We start from the raw sequence: 17743 nt of genomic DNA, 5'->3' as shown, positions 1-17743 counted from the left end.
AACGAGGCCGGTCGTCACCGGGGGGGCTCCTCCGAGGGCGAACCGCCGCCGGGCTCGCTCACGGTCGGGGTGGGCCGCGTCGTGGGCGGCGTCGAGGTCCGGGTGGCGCTCGGCCTGGGGGAGGGCCGCGTGGTCGGCGGGTCGCCGGGGATCGACGCGGTGACCGTGGGGTCGGGCTGCGAGGTGGGCTTCGCCGAGGGCTTCGGCCGCGTCGTGGGCCGGGCCGTGGGCCGCGGCGTCGGCCGCACGGTGGGCTTGACCGTCGGTTTCACGGTCGGCCTGCGCGTCGGCCGGAGGGTCGGGTTCACGTTCGGCCGGCCGGTCGCGGTGGGCCGGACGACCGGCGTCGGTGAGGCGACCGGCTTCGGGCTGGTGGAGACGGGGGAGGGCGCGGGGGAGGGCTCCGAGTCCTCCGGCTCCTCAGTGGGAGTGTCGCCGGTCGTCGAGGGATCGATCCCGAGAGGGCTCGGCGTCGCGATCGTCGTGCCCGCCTGCAGGGTGGTCCCGCTGACCGTCTGCACCAGCGCCACGGTTCCGGCCGCGATCACGACCATTCCGGCCAGGGTCAGGCCGATCTTCATCCGGGCCTGGCCCAGCAGGCCGCCCAGCCGGGTCTCGGCCAGCGTCGTGCCGGCCTCGGGAACGTCCTTCTTGAGGGGGAAGAACGGCACCAGCAGCCCGGCGAGCGCCGCGAGCCGCCGCCGTCCCCGCTCCTCCCAGGCCGGGCCGTACGCGCCGGCGGCGACGGTCTCCAGTTCCCGCAGGAACTCCTCGGCGGAGGCGTACCGGTCCTCGGGCCGCTTGGCCATGCCGCGCTCCACGAGCCCGCGCAGCGGCGGCGGCACCTCGTCGACCGGCGGAGGCATGGTCTGGTGCTGGCGGGCCAGCGCGGCGATGTTCTGGGCGCGGAACGGCCGGCTGCCGGTGAGGCACTCGAAGAACACGACGGTGGCCGCGTAGACGTCGCCGGCCGGGCCCGCCCTGCCGCCGGACCACTGCTCCGGCGCCATGTACGGCGGGGTGCCGGAGGCGTTCACGCCCTCGCCGGCCTGGACGGCGATGCCGAAGTCGACGAGCTTGCTGTTGCCGTCGGCCTCGACCATGACGTTCTCCGGCTTGTAGTCCCGGTGAACGACCCCGATCTCGTGCGCCGAGGCCAGGCCGAGCAGCGAGCCCTTCAGCACGGTGAGCGCGGCCTCGGGGCCGGTGGGCCCCTCCGATCGCAGCATCGCGCGCAGCGAGACGCCGTCGACCAGTTCCATGACGATGGCCGCGCCGCGGGAGGTCTCGGCGTACTCGTAGAAGCGGGCGGCGTGCGGATTGGGATCCATCGCCGCGAGCAGCCGGGCCTCGTGCCGGAACCGGGCGACGAAGTGGAGGTCCGTCATCAACTGATCGGACAGGTACTTGATCGCCACCGGGACGTCGTCGGCGTCGTGCCGGGCGAGCACCACCCGCCCGCCGCCCCCCACGCCGAGTTCCTTGATCTCGGTATAGCCGGGGACGCGCCAGGCGTCCGTCTGGCCGTACATAACGGTCTCCTCATCGCCCGGGACCCCCGCCGAATCCGAAACCGTAGCTTAGTGACGACCCCGCCATTGCGATGAAAAGTCATGATTCAGTTAGGTTTGGTGTCAGTACCGGCGGTCCCCGACGTGTGGCGGAACCGGGATGCCGGGGGTGAGGCGCGGGTCGGGCTCGGGGACGCCCCAGGACACGGCGAGCGGCAGCACGCCCGCCCAGACGGGCAGGTCGTAGTCCTCCTCGTCGTCCTTGGGCGGTCCCTGCCGCACCTTCACCGACGCCTCCTCCAATGGCAGCGCGAGCACGGCCGTCGCGGCCATCTCCTTCCGGTCGGGCGGGCGTACGACGTCCCACTGACCGGGCGCGAGCTGCTCGGTGATCGCCCGCAGCCCGGCGAGCCGCTCCTCGGGGTCGTCCACGAGCCGGGCCGTGCCGTAGACCATGGCGCAGCGGTAGTTCACCGAGTGGTGGAACGCGGAACGGGCCAGCACGACGCCGTCGAGGTGGGTCACGGTGACGCAGACCTGAGCGCCGGAGCCGGCCCGCAGCGAGGCGGCCCCGGTGGAGCCGTGCAGGTAGAGGGTGTCGCCGATCCGCCCGTAGCCGGTGGGGATCACCATGGGGGAGCCGCCGGCCAGCACGCCGAGGTGACAGACGAGACCGGCGTCCAGGATGGCGTACAGGTCGGCGCGGTCGGTGCGGGCCCGGTCCTTCGAGCGGTTCAGGGTGGTGCGCGGGGTCGTGGAGAGCATGTCCGTTACGTTATGTCCAGGGTGGACTGGTGGAACATGTCCACTTCTGGCCGCCGCGGGGAGACCACTTTTGCGGAGACCACTTTTGCGGAGACCACTTTTGCGGAGAACACTTTTGCGGAGAACGCTGTGCGCCTGACCATCGATGTGCCGGTGACGGTGGACCGCGCCGCTCCGGCGCCGCTCGCCGTCCAGGTCGCCGCCCAGTTGCGGGAGGCCATGCGTACGGGCGGGCTCAAGGCGGGGGAGCGGCTGCCGTCAACCCGGAGGCTCGCGGTCCTGCTGGGGGTCAGCAGGACCGTCGTGACCGACGCCTACCAGCAGCTCTACGCGGAGGGGTGGCTGGAGGGACGGCACGGATCGGGAACCTACGTCGCCGAGGACGCGCTGCCGTACGAGTACGCGGTCCCGGACCACGCCGCCACCGGCACGGCCGGGACGGGAGAGGACGCCCCGGCGTCGGCCGCTCCCGGGGACGTGGTGGACCTGCGGCCGGGGCGGCCGTGGGTGTTCGGGTACGACCGGGCGGCCTGGCGGCGGGCCTGGCGATCCGCCGGCGACCTGCCGTTGAACGCCTTCCCCGACCCCTACGGCCACCCGGAGCTGCGCGAACTGCTGGCCGGGCACCTGCGCAGGGCCCGGGCGGTGCCGGTGGACGCGGGGAACGTCATGGTGACCCGGGGCACCGGCAACGGCCTCGACCTGGTCGCGGCGACGCTGCTGGGTCCGGGAACCCGGGCCGGGGTCGAGGAGCCGGGCTGGGGGGCGGCCCGGCGCGTGTTCGCCTCGCGGGGGGCGGAGGTCGTGCCCTGCCCGGTGGACGAGCAGGGCGTGATCGTCGAGGCGCTCCCCGACGACCTGCGGGTGCTCTACACCACGCCCGCGCACCAGTTCCCGGTGGGCGGCAGGCTGCCGATCCCGCGCAGGGAGCGGCTGCTCGCCTGGGCCCGCAGGACGGGCGCGATCGTCGTGGAGGACGACTACGACGCCGAGTTCCGCTACGACGTCGCGCCGCTGCCCGCGCTCTACGGGCTCGACCCCGCGCGGGTGGTGCTGCTCGGCACGCTGTCGAAGTCGCTCGGTCCCGACGTGGGCCTCGGCTGGCTGGTCGCCCCGGCGGACCTGCTCGGCAGGGTCGCCGAGCGCCGGGCGCGCGTCGCCGACCGCACGTCGGGGCCGGTCCAGCGGGCCGTGACGACCCTGCTGGAACGCGGCGACCTCGACCGGCACCTGCGCAGGATGCGGCTGGAGTACGCCCGCCGGAGGGCCGCCATCGTCGAGGCGCTCGGGCCGTGCGTGCGTGGCGACACGGCCGGGCTCCACGTGATGGTCGCGCTGTCCGCCGCCGTCGTCCCCGGCCTCGTACGGCGGGCCGGGGAACACGGCGTGCTCCTGGACACGACCGAACGCCACCACCTCGGGCCGCCCCGGGTGCACGGCCTCGTGCTGGGGTACGGCTCCGCCTCCCTCGCCGGGGTACGGCGCGGATGCGCGGTGATCCGGGCGCTCATACCTCCTGGAGAAGCCTGAGCCCGCCCCTGGGCAGGGCATCCTCCAGGCCGGGCGCGTCCTCTCCGATGATGCGGGCGATGTCGATCGACCCCGGGTCGCCCTCCCGGGTGCCGGGCACCTGGGAGTGGCCGAAGTGCCCGCCCCGCGCCCACAGGCGCCTGCTGCGCTCCGCCGCCAGGGAGTGGGGATAGGGCAGCGGGGGACCGGCCGGCCAGCGGCGCGGCACCCCCCAGGAGTCGAGCCAGGCCAGGATGTCGTCCAGGCCGTCGAGCTTGGTGTCGGTGAACGGTTCCCTCGCCGAACCGATGACGTGGATCTGCACGCAGACCCGTCCGTTCCTGCCCCGGTCCGCCGCCAGCGCGCCGCCCGCCAGGGTGGGCGGGAGCAACTGGACGATCTCCCCGGTCACCGGGTTCCACACCAGGTGGGAGGGTCGGCGGAGATGGATCAGCCGCTGGGCGACGGATCTGGCCGAAACCCCGTGGGGATCGGCGGGCCAGATGAACCAGACGGTCCTCGGGGCTCCTCCGAGCATCGATCCGGAGTCCCCGGGGGAGGGAAGTCGGCTTGCGCCGGGCAGCCATGCTTGGGCCACAATGCCCCCTCAAATCCTCGGTCGCGTCGTTTTTCCCCTTTCAAACTTTCCTCGACACCTCAGGTCGCCTGATTGTTACCGCCCGGTGCGGATCTCCTCACGAGGAAGGAGAGGACACCGGATCGTCGGCGGGGCTCGGGCTGGGGGTGGACCCGTCACCGGGGTCGTCACTGGGCCGGGTGGTCGGGCCGGGACCGTCGTCGCCGTTCCCCTCCTGCCCGTCCCAGGAGATCCGGCAGGACGGCCGGCCCGCGGCCGACCGGAAGGTCACCACACCGCTGCCCGGGACCGCCGGATCGGCGACGGCGAGCGTGATCCGGCCGCTCGCCCCCGCGCGCAGCCTGCCCTGCCGGGGGGAGACGGTGACGCCGCCGGACGCGGCGGCCGTCCACTCGATCACCGAGCCGCGCGCGGCCAGGGTGATCGTCGCGCCGGTGGCCCCGCCGAGGTCGCCCGGGCACAGGGCGGTCAGCGACGGCCTCGGCGCGCGGGTCGTACGGGAGGATGTCGGCCGCGACCGCCCCGGCGGTGGGAGGGTGTGGGGCGGGGCGGTCGCGGCCGGGTGGGGGGAGTCGTCCGGAGGCGCGGAGGGGTCGCCGTCGTTCTGGTCGTCGGCCTGCTCGTCGGCCGGGCCCTCGTCGGCCGGCGGGTCGCCCTCGTCCAGATCCAGCGCGGGATCCATCGCGGGGTCCAGGGCGGGGTCCGGCGCGGGGGAAGGGGCAGGGGAAGCGGCGGGGGGCACGCGCACCGCCTCCAGGCGGTCGGCGGGGGACTCCCCGGAGACCAGCGCGAGCCCGCCCGCGGTGGCGAAGACGCAGGCGGCGGCGAGCAGCACCGGGGCCACCTTGAGCGGCCGGGGCCGTCTGCGCGCTCCCCCGTGCCCACCGCCTTGCCTACCGCTGCGCCCACCCCCGTGCCCACTGCTGTGCCCACCGCTGCGCCGGGCCCGCCTCGGCCCCGCGGCGGCCGGGAAGCCGCGGTGGTCGAGGGGAGCGGTGGCGTCGGCCGGGGGGTCGGTGCGCAGGATCGAGTCGATCACCTGGCGGCGGGCGGACAGCGGCGGATACGCGACGGGGATCATGTCCAGCAGCCGCTCGGCCGACACGTGCCTGCCCCGGCCCTCCCGGCAGATCTCGCAGCCGGCGACGTGCCTGCTCAGCCGCTTGCGCAGCGGGTCGCTCAGCGGCCCGTCCCGCCAGTCGGCGCCCACGCCGTTGTCCACCAGCGCCGACAGGCCGGGGCAGTGGGCCCGGGCGACCCTGGCCAGCACGAGGGCCGCCGCGCCGTTCTCCAGGTGGTCCCGGGCCCGGCCGAGCCGCGCCGACACCTGCCGGGAGGACAGCCCGAGGACCGATCCGGCCTCGGCGGGGGTCAGGCCGTGCCGTACGGCGAGGATGAGCGCCTCGCGCTCGGCGGCGCCGAGTTCCCCCAGCACCTCCTGCACGAGCGCGGCGAGCGGGGGATCGGCGGACTCGTCGAGAGCGATCACCGGTCCGGCGTGGCCGCCCGTGGTCTCGGGCGCGGCGCACTCGGACCGGGTCAGCGCGTACAGCCACGCCCGCAGCCGGGCGGGCTCGGTCAGCCGATCCGCGTAGCAGGCCGCGGCGACCAGCGCGTCGTGCATGGCGCGCGCCGCGGCCTCCAGGTCGCGAAGCAGGGTGTAGGCATAGTCGCTCAGCCGGTCGGCGTACGCGTCGTACAGGGCGGCCGCCGCCTCGGCGTCGCCGCGCCGCAGCGCCTCCAGCAGTCGATGGTCGTCGGCTCGCCCGACGCCGGGCCATTCGGGCAACGGATATTCCTCCCCGTGTGACGGAACCGGATGTCGCCGATCCCCACACGAGTGGGACGCCGCCCTGACGGGCGCCGTTTACGGGCCGCGCGGCCGTGCCCGAAATCATGCCCAACCGGCATGACCTGCGAAAACAGAGACTGATGCGGCCCTTGTGAATCAGGAGGTCACCGCTGCCCGCCGTCCCCGCAGTCGGGCGCGCAGAGGCGGCGCGCGATGCCCTTGAGGAAGATGTTGCGGATCTCCAGCACCGTCTGCGGGAAGAACGCGGCGCCGCCCGTGGCCTTGGCGATGGAGGTCATCTGCGTCCGGTCCTCGTCCTTCTGCGTGTTGTAGGAGATGATCAGGAGGCTGACCGGCCGCTTGGGATCGAAGGCGCCCTTCAGCTTCCGCAGGATCTCGGTGTTGGAGATGCCGCCGTTCGGGTCGTCGTTGCCGACGCCGTCGGTGAAAAGCAGGATCGTGTTGACCTTGTCGGGCTCGTACTCCTTGGTCATCTTCTGGTAGGCGGCCCAGAGCGTGTCGTTCAGGCCGGTGTTCCCGGTGGGGATGGCCTGCGCGCTCTGCAGCGCCTTCGTGATCACGTCACGGCGGGTCACACCGTTGATCTGCTGGGCCAGCGGCCCGATGTGCACGACGGGCTTCCAGTCGACGCCCTTGCCCTGCAGGTTGTCGGAGAACGCCCAGATGCCGATCTCGGCCTTGTCGGGGAACAGCTTCAGGCCCTCGACGCTGATGTCGGTGATCGCGCGCATCCGGGTGATGCCGCTCTTGTCGGCGGGCAGCGCCATGGTGCCGGAGATGTCCATCAGCGCGAGCAGCTTGGTGCCGAGCTTGATCTGGTGCCAGGCCTGGGAGAGGCGGGTGACGGCCGCCGCGTCCGGCAGCGGGATCGTGGCCGGTTTCTTGGCGCTGACGCCGTTGTCCGGCTTGAGCAGGCTGCCGCCCTTGCCGTCCGGTGTGCGGAAACCGTAGTCCTGGACGGTCTTCCTGCCGCTGGGCGAGGAGACCTCGGCGGCGAAGGCCTGCGCGGCCTTGCGCGCCGCGGCGTCCCGGGCCGTGACGATCAGCGGGTAGTCCAGGCTGACCGTGCCCTCGGCCGGATAGAGCGCGACCGCCGGGTTCGAGGGGGTCGTCGTCGTGTTGTACGACCAGACGGCCTGCTCGGAGGTCACGCCGACGGGAATGCGGGCCGCGGCCTTGGTCAGCGTGGCGAACAGGCTGTCGGGCGACGGCACGGTCGACTCCGAGAGCCTGCGCAGCACGCCGACGAGCGTCTCCTCGCTCCCGCCTCCCTGGTTGAGCACGGCGGCCCCGGCCAGCAGCGCGCCGAGACCGGCGGCGTTCTGGGTGGGGTCGAGCGCGAGCACGCGCACCTTCTTCGCCAGGCCGTCGGGGTTGGCGGCGTTCGCGGCGCTCATCAGGCCGGTCCAGCTCGGGCTGAAGGCCGACTGCAGCTTGTCCGCGCCGGCCCTGGAAGCGGCCAGCACGACGGGGGTGCTGGCGGCGTTCGCCGCGGGCTTGGGCGCGCTCTTCAGGCCGGTCAGCCAGAGGCTGGAGTCGGGGATCCACAGGTCGGGGTCGAGCTTGCCGCTGGTGGGTCCGGTGCCGGCCAGCCCGTTGGCGACGTCGGCGGACTGCGCGGCCTTGACCGTCACGGCGACGCACCTGCCGTCCACGGATTTGCCCGCCTGGCCGAACCTGGAGGCGATCTTCTTGATGGCCGGCTGGATGTCGGGTGAGGCCACGACGGACAGCGACACCTTCTCGCCGGCGCAACCCGGGCTCTTGTTCACCACCACGTACGCCGCGACGCCGAGGAGCACGGCCAGGGCGACCGCCCCGGCCAGGGGGACGAGCACCGAGCCCCGCCCGGCCCGCCGCCGCGGCGGGGGCTCGTACGGAGGTTCGTACGGGGGTTCGAAGCCGCCATCGAGCTCGTCTGTGCGGTGCCGTCCGCCCACGGTGCCCCCTTTCTCTACAATTTCTTAGGGGACGATACTGGCAGGGCGAAGCATGGTGTTACGGCCGTTTCTCCGTCTGAGCATGGTTCCGTCTGGCATGGTTCGCGAACGGCGTACCCTGGGCCGGTGGTCATCCCGGTCGAGGACGCCGCCGACGCCCGTCTGGCGGATTACGTGCGGTTGCGCGACGTCGACCTGCGCAGGAGCGTGGAGAGCGAGCGCGGGCTGTTCGTCGCCGAGGGCGAGAAGGTGATCAGGCGCGCGATCGGGGCCGGCCATCCGGTGCGCTCGGTGCTCACCACGGCCAAGTGGCTCGACGCGCTCGCCGACGTCGTCGGCGGGACCACCATCTACCTGGTCTCCGACGAGGTGATGGAGGGGGTGACCGGCTTCCCGGTGCACCGTGGCGCGCTCGCCGCCATGGAACGGACGGAACTGCCCTCCGTCGGCGCCCTCCTGTCGGACGCGGAGCGGATCCTCGTCCTGGAGGACCTGGTCGACCACGGCAACGTGGGGGCGATCTTCCGCTGCGCGGCGGCGCTCGGCGTCGGCGCGATCGTGCTGTCGCCGCGCTGCGCCGACCCCCTCTACCGCAGGGCCGTCAAGGTGTCGATGGGCGCGGTCTTCGCCATCCCGTACGCCCGGATGACCGACTGGCACGGCGGGCTGGCGGAGGTCAGGGCGGCCGGGTTCCGCCTGCTGGCGCTCACGCCGGACCAGTCGGCCGTGCCGCTGGACGAGGCCCCGCTGTCCGGCCGGGTCGCCCTCATGCTCGGGTCCGAGGGCGACGGGCTGTCGTCCCACTGGCTGCACGAGGCCGACCAGCCCGTCTGCATCCCGATGAGCCCCCGGGCGATGGACCTCGGCGTCGACTCGCTCAACGTGGTCGCCGCCGCGGCCGTCGCCTGCCACGGCCTGCTCCGAGGCCGCCCAGGAGCCGATTCAGGGGGCTGACTCAGGGGGCTTACTCAGGGGAGTGCGAGCCCCTGCTCGTCGATCCAGTCGAGGAGCCTGCGCGCGGTGGTGTAGCGCGCCCGTTCGCTGCGCTCGCCCAGCAGCACCCCGACGTACGTGCGATCGTCGCGGGTGACGGCGAACGACAGGCAGTATCCGGCCTGGCGGGTGTAGCCGGTCTTCAGCCCCACCGCGCCGTCCTTCAGCAGTTCGTTGGTGTTGCGCCACACGTGCGCCCGGTGGAGGCGCGACTTCGTCACCGCACGCTTGGGGCTCCGGGCGACGGTCGCGATCACCGGGTCCCCCAGCGCGGCCACGGCCAGCGTCGCCTGGTCGCGGGCGGTGGAGTAGCCCTTGGAAGGCAGCCCGTCGGGGTTGGCGTAACGGGTGTCGCGCAGCCCGAGACGCTTCGCCGTGTCGTTCATCTGCGCCACGAACTTCGCCGTCCCGGGGCCGTACCGCTCGGCCAGGGCGTGCGCGGCGTCCGCGCCGGAGGGCAGCATGAGCGCGTAGAGCAGGTCGCGCACGGTGAGCCGCTCGCCCGCCCGGAGCCCCGCCGCCGAGGCGCCGCCGGCCAGCGCGTGCTTAACGTCGGCCTTGGTGATCGTCACCACGTCGTCCAGCCGGGCCCGGCGGCGCACGACGTACGCGGTCATGACCTTGGTGAGGCTCGCGACCGGCACCCGCCGCGTCTCGCGCTTGGCGAACTGGATCGTTCCCGTCGTGACGTCGACCAGATAGGCCTCGCGGGCCGTCACCGACGGCGCCGCGGACCGCGCCGCGTGTGCTGTCCCAGAGTGTGCCGCGGACACCGGGCGGGCGTCCGCGGGCGCCGCGGCGGCCCCTGCCGTGACGAGGGCGGCGGCGGTCAGCGCGATGAGTACCCCGTTACGCATCCCGACATGATCGCACGGCTTCGGGGGCGGGGGCGCCGGGCCGGTTCCTGCGGCGGCGCAGGAGCAGCGCGACCACGACGGCCGCGGCGAGCACGGCCGCGGCGGCCAGCGCCGGGGACCGGGCGGCGAGCGACAGCCAGGCCCACAGGAGCGAGTAGAGACCGAAGGAGGTCACCGGCACCCAGGTCAGGCAGCCGAGGGCGCTCGCCACCAGATACCAGCGGTAGTCCACCCGCAGCGCGCCGGCCACCCACGGCAGGGTGTGCCGGAGACCGGGCACCCAGAAGCAGCCGTACACGGCGAGCGCGCCCCACCGGCGCACCACGCCCTCCACGCGCTCGATGCGCTCCCGGCCGATCCTGCGGCCCACCCGGGAGCGGTAGAGGGCGTCGCCGAGCCTGCGGCCGATCCAGTAGTACGCCTGGAACGCGCCGAACAGGGCGACCGCGCCGACCGCGACGACCAGCCACAGGGGCAGGCCGAACACCGAGGCCGCCGTGGGGTCAGGGATTCGCACGTGCTCTCACCACCGGTCCGGGGGGAGTCATCAGGCAAGCCTCACCTTAGCGTCACCGAACGCCACGTCTGCAAGCAGATGGCAACTCACGGTCAATCCACCCTCCGTACACCTGAGAGTGACGAAAACAACGAGGCGACGGGTTCGCGAAGTTGTGCGGTGTGACGCGGCCGGGGAACGCGCCCACCACCGACAGGGGCCTTCGCGAACTCGCCTCCACAGTTCTGGCCGGACAGTTCCGGTCCACAGTTCCGGCGCGGGCCTGGACTCATCCGCCGAGCGCCGCGCCGGCCTCGGCGACCCAGCGCGGCACACCCACCCGCTCGGCCACGGCCAGCGCCTTCTCGTAGTGCTCCCGGGACGGCAGGCCGAGCCGTACGGCGAGGTCCCCGAGGGTCTTGGCCACCGGCCAGAGGGCGACCACCCCCGTGCCCGCCCCGGCGATGCGGTCGTGGAAGGGCGCTAGCTTCTCGTACGCCTCCCGCATCCGGCCCTCGTCGTCGAGCAGCATCCCCGCGAGCGCGCGCCAGATGAGCGTCAGCTCGTAGAGGAAGTCGGTGCGGACCGGCTCCCGGCTCGCGGCCACCACCCGGGCGTCCCGGTCGTGGCCCGCGGCGGCGAGCGCCACGGCGTAGGCGTCGAGCGTCCACTTGGCGCCGCGCTGATGGGCCTCGCTCAGCGGATCGACCATCTCCGCGGCCCGCCCGTCCACCAGGTGCAGGCAGAACGTGGCGATCAGCGGCAGGTCCTGGCGGCCTTCGAGCATGCCCGCCCGCGCGGTCAGCCGGGCCGCGTTGCGGTAGGCGCGCTCGGCCCCCGCGTAGTCGCCGGTGATCATGAGCCGCTGCCCGGCGTACCACGCGCCGACGGCGGCGGGGGCGGGCAGGTCGTAACGCCGTCCGAGCCGCTCGGCCTGCGCGAGGTGCTCGTCGGCCTCGGCGAAGGCGCCCCGCGCCGCCGCGCACTCCAGCAGCACGAGATGCGCCAGCGTCTGCACGGCGATCTGACCCGACTCCGCGCCGACCCGCAGCAGTTCGCGGCCGATCGTCTCCCGCTCGTCGACCTGCGTCAGCGTGTACGACTGCCGCAGCCGGCCGCTCAGCGCCATCGCGAGCAGCGCGGGGTCGCCGCTCGACCTGGCCAGCTCCTCGGCCTCCAGCGACGCCTGGTAGCCGCGCTCGGTCGCCGACCCCTCCAGTTCGAGGGCGAGCGTGGCGAGCAGGCTGGCCCGCAGCGACTGCTCTCCCGCCGGCAGCTCGACCAGGGCCTTCTCGGTGACGTCGACGATCTCCCAGGCCGTGCGGGTGAAGTCACGGGCGATGCCCTTGTGCGGCACCGCGAGGGCCGCCGCGACGCGGGCGGTCAGCTCCAGGTCGCCGAACGGCAGCGCGACCGCCATCGCCTCTCCCCGGTGCGCGCGGGCGGCGGTCATGTCGCCGCACAGCGCCAGCGCCCTGATCATGCGCAGCTGTAACTCCAGCCGGTTCCGTACGGGTCCGCGGCCCGCGTGCGCCCGGTCGAAGGCGGCGATGGCCTGCTGCCACAGGGTGGCCGCCTCCCGGTGGGCGAACCTCCGCTCGGCCTGCTCGGCCGCGAGGCCGGCGTACCGCACCGCCTTGGCGGCCGTCTCCACCGTGCCCGCCGCGTCGTAGTGGTGGGCCAGCGCGGCGACGTCGTTCGGGCTGCGCTGCTCGATGACGGAGGCGACCGCCGCGTGCAGCCGCGACCGGCGCAGCCGGGAGGCGTCGGAGTAGAACGTGTCCCTGACCAGGTCGTGGTCGAACCTGAGCTTCCCGGGGCCGGGCTCGGTCACGAGGCCGGCGAGCAGCGCCGCCTCGACCGCGTCCACCACCGCGTCCTCGTCGCCCGAGACGTCGACGAGCACGTCCACGTCGACGTCGCGGCCGATCACCGCGGCCTGGAGCAGCACCTGCTGGGCCCGCTCGGGGAGCCGGGCGATCCGCCGCCGCAACACGTCGCGCACGCCCGAGGGCACCTCGGAGATGTCCGCCTCGGCCTCGAACAGGCGGGCCGTCTCCTTCACGAAGAACGGGTTGCCCCCGGCCCGCTCGACGATCGTGCTGACGACCTCCTCGTCCACCTCGCGCACGCAGGTCGCCCGGACCAGTTCCGCCACCGCCGCGTCGTCCAGGCCGCCGAGGCCGACCCGCACCGGGTCGAGCCGGGCGAGCGCGGCCAGCACGTCCTGCTGCTGGTCGTTCAGCTCGCCGTCGCGGCAGGTCACCACGACCAGCACCCGGCTGGCGGCGAGCAGGCTCGGCAGCGCGCGCAGCAGCGCGAGCGTCTGGTCGTCGGCCCAGTGCAGGTCCTCCAGGAGGATCAGCAGCGGAGCCTCCCTGGCGACCGCGGACAGGTAGCCGCCGACCGCCCGGTGCAGCCGGAAGCCCCCCGACGTCTCGTCGTCGCCCGTGTCCGGGGCGGCGTCGTCCAGCAGCGGCGCGAGCAGCGCGGCGTACTCGCCCGCGCCCCTGCGGGAGATGAGGGCGCGCAGCACCTCCACCCAGGCCCAGCCCGGTGGGGTCGCCGTGCTGTCGGGGCAGCCGCCGGTCGCCCCTATCCAGCCCTCCTGCTCCAGCCGCTCGAACAGCCGCCGTACGAGCGTCGTCTTGCCCGCGCCGGGGTCGCCGCTGATCACGGCGACGGTGAACCGGCCCGCCTGCGCGCGGGGCACGGCGGAGGCGAGCGCGGCCAGCTCGGCGTCGCGCCCGACGAACGGCTCGGGCTCCAGCGGCGGCGCGTCCCCGGTCGCGACCGGGCGCGGCGGCCAGGTCGCGGTGATCTCGACGGGCCGGCGGGGCGCGGGCAGCACGAGGTCGAGCCCGGGATCCTGGGCGAGGATGTCCGACTCCAGCTTCCGCAGCGCGGGACCGGGGTCGATGCCCAGCTCGTCGTCCAGGATCGTGCGGGCCCTGCGCAGGGCGGCCAGGGCGTCGCCCTGGCGCCCGCACCGGTAAAGGCCGAGCGCGAGCAGCCGCCAGCCCTCCTCGCGCAGGGCGTGCTCGGTGGTCAGCGCCTCCAGGTCGGGCACGGTCTCGGCGTGCAGGCCCATCCGCAGCCCGGCGTCGGCGTGCCGTTCCCTGGCCACCAGGCGCAGCTCGCTGAGCCGCGCCACCTCCGCCTCGGCCCACGACTGGTCGGTGAAGTCCGAGTACGGCGTGCCCTGCCACAGCGCGAGCGCCGACTCCAGCCGGGCCCGGGCGGACTGCGGGTTCTCCTCCAGCCGCTCTCCGGCCGACCGGACCGTGGCCTCGAAGCGCAGCGCGTCGACCTGCTCGGGCGCGGCGCGCAGGGCGTAGCCGGACGCGACGGTCACGAGCAGCCGGTTCGGCCCGCCGCGCGGCCGGTTCGGCTCCAGCACCCGGCGCAGCCGGGAGATGTACACCTGCAGGCCCGACTGCGCGCCCTTGGCCGCGTCGTCGTCCCACAGGTCGAACAGCAGGGTGTCCACCGGCACCACCTGGCCGCGCGCGGCGAGGAGGCGGGCCAGCACCGCCCGCTGCCGCAGCCCGCCGAGGTCGAGCTCGGCGGCGCCGTCGTGCGCCCCCACCGGCCCGAGGACCCGGAACGTCACCGGGCTCGTCGGGGGAGTCATGGGGCGCTCCTCTGCTGTTGTCGTTTGCCAGGGCGGACGGGATGGCAGGCGTCTGTCAGGCGTCACCGTATGCGCGCCCCGAAGCGGGCACAAGGCTTTCCCCAAGCCGTGCGCCCTCACCTTCTCGCCCTGCGATATTAGGCGATCAACCGGGTGATCACGGGCGATATCGGGGTGAGTCTCGCGGCAGGACTGGCGAGAGGCTCAGAGAGCGCGGGAGTGCCGCACGGCGGCCGGGTCCGCGTCCGGGTCCGAGTCAGGGTCGGCGTCCGGCCCGACGGCCCGCGCCTCCCGCCTGCGCAGCAGCGCCCAGCCGCCGAGCGCGAGCCCGCCCCACGGGATCTCGATCGTGTACGTCCAGAAGCCGAACAGCACGGCCGCGGCGGTGGCCCCGCCCGCGGGCTGGCCGAACGCCCCGATCAGCAGGGTGGCGACGCCGCCCTCCATGATCCCCGCCCCGCTGGGCGTGACGAGGGCGGTGGTGAGGACGCGGCTCAGCGCGAACACGGCGACGGTCTCGGCCGGCCCCGGGTAGGAGTCGGTGGCGACCATGCAGGCGGCCATGATGAGGCACTGCAGCGACAGGAACGCGACCATCCCCAGCGACAGTCCGGCCCACCGGGTGTGGATGATCCCGGCCGTGTCCCTGCGCAGCCGCTCGATGGCCGCCGACGCCGCGTGCTCGGCCGGGCGGAACCGCCGGGGCGCGAGCCGTACGAGCCGGTCGAGCGCACGGCCGAGCAGGGCGGCGGCGCGGTCCCAGTAGAGGGCGGCCGCCACCACGGCCACCAGCGCGAGGATCGAGACCGCGCCGGCCCAGCCCGCCTTGGCGACGGTGGGGTTGGTGGCCTTGCCCGCGATCAGCAGGCAGGCGATCCCCACGGCGGGCAGGATGAACCGGAACAGCGAGTTCCAGATGCCGGTGACCAGCGTGTAGACGACGATCGGCCGGTTCGCGAAGCCCCAGCCGCGGGTCATGCCGAACGTCAGGGCCACCCCGGCCGCGCCGCCGAACGGCAGCAGGTTGCTGACCGCGCTGCCGGCCGCGTTGAGCGTGAGCGCCTGCGGGTGGGTGAGGCCGGGCAGGGCGGAGGTCATCACGTACGTGTACGCATACAGGCTGGCCAGCCAGAGCAGGGTCATCAGCGCGATGGTCTGCCAGCCGAGGCCGCCGAACCGCAGGCCGATCTCGTGCCAGCTCACGGTCGCGCCGGTCAGCGTGTGCACGATCTGCGGCAGGTAGACCACCAGGGCCACGGCGAGCCCGAGCGACACCGTGGACAGCGCGATCTGCAGCCACTTCCTGTTCACCCGCGAATGCCCCCAGTCCGGTCTCCGGTCGCCTTCAGTCTGCCGGGCCGCGAGACCGCCCGGCTCCTCCTCACGGAGGATCACGTCCCCTAGGGGGAGTCGAACGGATGCCTGAGGCGGGTGCCTCTGGGCAGCCCCCGGCGGACGAACCACTCGGTGCCGAAGACGAAGCGGTAGGCGGGACCGGGGATCCTGAGCATGGCGCCCAGTGTGCGGTCGCCGTCGCCGCCGGTCGCCTGGCTGGCGTGGGCCGCCATCGACGCGCGCTTCGCCTTCGCGTACCTGCGTACGCTGACCCGGTGGGTGATCGCATCGCGCGGGGAGTAGGCCCGCTCGAAGCTCCGCACGTCGATCGCCGGGTAGAACCTGGCGGCCAGCCGTACGCCCCTGAGCAGCAGGTCGCGGTCGACCGTCGCCTCCAGCACGATGGGCGTGCCGGCGATCTCGGCGGCCCGGCTGCCGACCCGGTAGACCTGCACGTGGTCGGGGTGGCCGTAGCCCCCCGCCGGGTCGTAGATCGTGAGCAGGTCGGCGGCCTCCTCCTTGAGCACCGAGGCCAGCCGTTGCGCCGCGTCCTCGACGTCGGCGTCGATGAACGCGTTGTCGGGCCGGTCGTCGGCCACGCCGCCGTCGATCGCCAGGCCGGAGTCGCCGTAGCCGAGCAGCACGACCCGGGCGCAGCCTAGGGCCGCGGCCGAGCGGTACAGCTCGTCCATTCTGGTTCTGCCCAGTTCCTCGCCCCTGGGCATTTCGGCGAGGCCGCGCTCTCCGGCGGTCGCGACGACGAGCACCACCCGGTGTCCCTCGTCGGCCAGCATCGCCATGGTTCCGGCCGTCAGCAGCGCCTCGTCGTCGGGATGGGCGTGGAAGAACACCGCTGTGCTCATCGCGCCCCACGGAACGTTGTCATAGTGTGCTCCACCACGTGTCGTCCTCGTGCCATGATCCCACGTGGTCCGCGTCCCGCGACGCCACCCCTGCCGGGGAGCGGCCGGTTTGATGGGCATCGCGTGCTCTGTCAGGCTGACCCGGTGAGGATTCTCCACGTCAGCGACTGCTACCTGCCGCGGCTCGGAGGCATCGAGGTGCAGGTCGCGGATCTCGTCAGGGCGCAGCGCGAGGCGGGCCACCAGGTGGAGGTGGTGACGGCGACGCCGGGGGAGCCGCTGCCCGGCGTACACCGGGTGGTCGCGAACCTCCCGTTCGACCTGCCGGTGCACCCGCGCGGGACCGCCCACCTGCTCCGGATCATGGCGAGCGGGCGGTACGACGTCGCGCACGTCCACACCGGGGCCGTCTCGCCGTTCGCGTGGATGGGGGTGCGGGCGGCGGTGCGGGCCGGGCTCCCGGTGGTCGCGACCGTGCACAGCATGTGGGACCCGGTCACCCGGGGGATGTACCGGGCGTTGCAGGGCGCCTTCGGCTGGCGGCGCTGGGGGCTGGTCGTCAGCGCGGTCAGCGAGGCCGCCGCCCGGCCCATCCGCGACGTGGCGGGTCCGCGCGTGCCGGTGCAGGTCGTCTCGAACGGGCTCGACGTGACCTCCTGGCGGCCCGGCCCGGTGGACGGTCCGGTCGACGGCCCCGTTGACGGGCCGGTGGACGCCTTGGCGGACGGGGCCGTGCACGTGGTCGCGGTGGGCAGGCTGGCGCCGCGCAAGCAGCCGCTGCGGCTGCTCAAGCTGCTGGAGGCGGCGCGCGCGCGGGTGCCGGGGGACATCGCGATGCGCGCGACGATCGTGGGGGACGGCCCCGCCCGCGGGCGGATGGAGCGTTATCTGCGGGAGCGGCGGATGGGCTGGGTGTCCCTGCCGGGCAGGTACACACGGGAGCAGATCAGGGCGTTGCTGGCCGCGGCCGACGTGTTCGTCGCCCCGGCCCCGCGCGAGTCGTTCGGGCTGGCCGCGCTGGAGGCCCGCGCGGCCGGGGTGCCGGTCGTGGCACGGGCGCAGAGCGGCGTGGCCGACTTCGTCAGTCCCGGCAAGGAGGGCCTGCTGGGCCGTACCTTCGACGACCTGGTGGCCTCGGTCGTCCGGCTGACCCGCGACTCCGCCCTGCGGCAGTCGATCGCCGAGCACAACCGGGAGACCGAGCCGGTCAGGTGTTCCTGGCCCGCGGTGCTGGAGGGCTTCGCCCGCTGCTACGAGCTGGCCAGGGGCTGACCGAAGCCGCGTTCAGAACGGGAGGACCCTTCCCGAGGGGGTGCGCAGGTCGACCGGGGCTGGCGTTCTCGGCGGCCGCGGTCGCTGCACGATCTGCACCTTCTTCATCCGGCCCTCCTTTCGGCGGTGTCCGCTCGGCTGGTGCCGTCATGATTCC

General features: G+C 73.9%; 13 protein-coding genes. 3 read left to right on the top strand and 10 right to left on the bottom strand.

Annotated elements, in window-relative coordinates; all coding sequences use genetic code 11:
- Window positions 1-14: 14 nt before the first annotated feature.
- Together FED44_RS23960 and FED44_RS23955 are read right to left on the bottom strand one after the other, a co-directional pair.
- Window positions 15-1532 carry a serine/threonine-protein kinase gene (locus FED44_RS23960; protein WP_244302194.1) on the bottom strand — a complete coding sequence of 506 codons (1518 nt, stop codon included), beginning with the start codon at window positions 1530-1532 and terminating at the stop codon, window positions 15-17.
- Window positions 1533-1634: 102 nt separating this feature from the next.
- On the bottom strand, window positions 1635-2276 hold the full coding sequence (locus FED44_RS23955) for a pyridoxamine 5'-phosphate oxidase family protein (RefSeq protein WP_138462119.1): 642 nt from the start codon (window positions 2274-2276) through the stop codon (window positions 1635-1637).
- Between the two features lie 129 nt (window positions 2277-2405).
- Here FED44_RS23955 and pdxR point away from each other — a divergent pair, with 129 nt between their 5' ends.
- Window positions 2406-3806 (top strand): MocR-like pyridoxine biosynthesis transcription factor PdxR, encoded by a 1401-nt coding sequence (gene pdxR / locus FED44_RS23950; protein WP_244302193.1) that lies wholly within the window; start codon window positions 2406-2408, stop codon window positions 3804-3806.
- Here the strand turns inward: pdxR and FED44_RS23945 are convergent.
- The 3 genes from FED44_RS23945 to FED44_RS23935 all read right to left on the bottom strand — a co-directional run bounded on the left by FED44_RS23945 (window position 3784) and on the right by FED44_RS23935 (window position 8136).
- On the bottom strand, window positions 3784-4323 hold the full coding sequence (locus tag FED44_RS23945; protein WP_117408607.1) for a hypothetical protein: 540 nt from the start codon (window positions 4321-4323) through the stop codon (window positions 3784-3786). The two genes, pdxR and FED44_RS23945, sit on opposite strands and share 23 nt — an antisense overlap.
- A 157-nt stretch (window positions 4324-4480) precedes the next feature.
- Window positions 4481-6172: a sigma factor-like helix-turn-helix DNA-binding protein gene (locus FED44_RS23940; RefSeq protein ID WP_138462117.1), complete on the bottom strand. Its 1692-nt coding sequence runs from the start codon at window positions 6170-6172 to the stop codon at window positions 4481-4483.
- A 167-nt stretch (window positions 6173-6339) separates the two neighbouring features.
- Window positions 6340-8136 (bottom strand): substrate-binding domain-containing protein, encoded by a 1797-nt coding sequence (locus FED44_RS23935; protein ID WP_138462116.1) that lies wholly within the window; start codon window positions 8134-8136, stop codon window positions 6340-6342.
- A 126-nt stretch (window positions 8137-8262) separates the two neighbouring features.
- Here FED44_RS23935 and FED44_RS23930 point away from each other — a divergent pair, with 126 nt between their 5' ends.
- Window positions 8263-9090, top strand: coding sequence for a TrmH family RNA methyltransferase (locus FED44_RS23930; RefSeq protein ID WP_138462115.1), 828 nt, complete (start codon window positions 8263-8265; stop codon window positions 9088-9090).
- A 14-nt stretch (window positions 9091-9104) separates the two neighbouring features.
- On the opposite strand, the gene FED44_RS23925 is transcribed toward FED44_RS23930, so the two are convergent.
- From FED44_RS23925 to FED44_RS23905, 5 genes are all read right to left on the bottom strand, one after another.
- Window positions 9105-9986 carry a D-alanyl-D-alanine carboxypeptidase family protein gene (locus FED44_RS23925; RefSeq protein ID WP_138462114.1) on the bottom strand — a complete coding sequence of 294 codons (882 nt, stop codon included), beginning with the start codon at window positions 9984-9986 and terminating at the stop codon, window positions 9105-9107.
- Window positions 9979-10503, bottom strand: a complete 525-nt coding sequence (locus FED44_RS23920; RefSeq protein ID WP_138462113.1) for a DedA family protein — start codon at window positions 10501-10503, stop codon at window positions 9979-9981. Before FED44_RS23920 ends, FED44_RS23925 begins: the two co-directional genes overlap by 8 nt.
- A gap of 268 nt (window positions 10504-10771) precedes the next feature.
- Window positions 10772-14116: a BTAD domain-containing putative transcriptional regulator gene (locus FED44_RS23915; RefSeq protein ID WP_138462112.1), complete on the bottom strand. Its 3345-nt coding sequence runs from the start codon at window positions 14114-14116 to the stop codon at window positions 10772-10774.
- Window positions 14117-14320: 204 nt separating this feature from the next.
- The gene (locus tag FED44_RS23910; protein WP_244302191.1) at window positions 14321-15511 is read right to left on the bottom strand and encodes a lysylphosphatidylglycerol synthase domain-containing protein; all 1191 of its coding nucleotides are present in this window, start codon (window positions 15509-15511) and stop codon (window positions 14321-14323) included.
- A 5-nt stretch (window positions 15512-15516) separates the two neighbouring features.
- Window positions 15517-16314 carry a PIG-L deacetylase family protein gene (locus tag FED44_RS23905; protein WP_117408615.1) on the bottom strand — a complete coding sequence of 266 codons (798 nt, stop codon included), beginning with the start codon at window positions 16312-16314 and terminating at the stop codon, window positions 15517-15519.
- Window positions 16315-16458: 144 nt separating this feature from the next.
- Here FED44_RS23905 and FED44_RS23900 point away from each other — a divergent pair, with 144 nt between their 5' ends.
- The gene (locus tag FED44_RS23900; RefSeq protein ID WP_138462111.1) at window positions 16459-17586 is read left to right on the top strand and encodes a glycosyltransferase family 4 protein; all 1128 of its coding nucleotides are present in this window, start codon (window positions 16459-16461) and stop codon (window positions 17584-17586) included.
- Window positions 17587-17743 lie beyond the last annotated feature (157 nt).

This window comes from Microbispora triticiradicis, from assembly GCF_005864065.1.
GTDB classification, from domain to species: domain Bacteria; phylum Actinomycetota; class Actinomycetes; order Streptosporangiales; family Streptosporangiaceae; genus Microbispora; species Microbispora triticiradicis.
The sequence above is the reverse complement of the archived record's forward strand: the minus strand, read 5'-3'. Positions and strand labels throughout refer to the sequence as shown.

Coding starts and splice junctions, on each gene's coding strand:
- FED44_RS23960 (WP_244302194.1), bottom strand. CDS start 1,532: ATGTACGGCCAGACGGACGCCTGGCGCGTCCCCGGCTATACCGAGATC.
- FED44_RS23955 (WP_138462119.1), bottom strand. CDS start 2,276: ATGCTCTCCACGACCCCGCGCACCACCCTGAACCGCTCGAAGGACCGG.
- FED44_RS23945 (WP_117408607.1), bottom strand. CDS start 4,323: ATGCTCGGAGGAGCCCCGAGGACCGTCTGGTTCATCTGGCCCGCCGAT.
- FED44_RS23925 (WP_138462114.1), bottom strand. CDS start 9,986: ATGCGTAACGGGGTACTCATCGCGCTGACCGCCGCCGCCCTCGTCACG.
- FED44_RS23915 (WP_138462112.1), bottom strand. CDS start 14,116: ATGACTCCCCCGACGAGCCCGGTGACGTTCCGGGTCCTCGGGCCGGTG.
- FED44_RS23905 (WP_117408615.1), bottom strand. CDS start 16,314: ATGAGCACAGCGGTGTTCTTCCACGCCCATCCCGACGACGAGGCGCTG.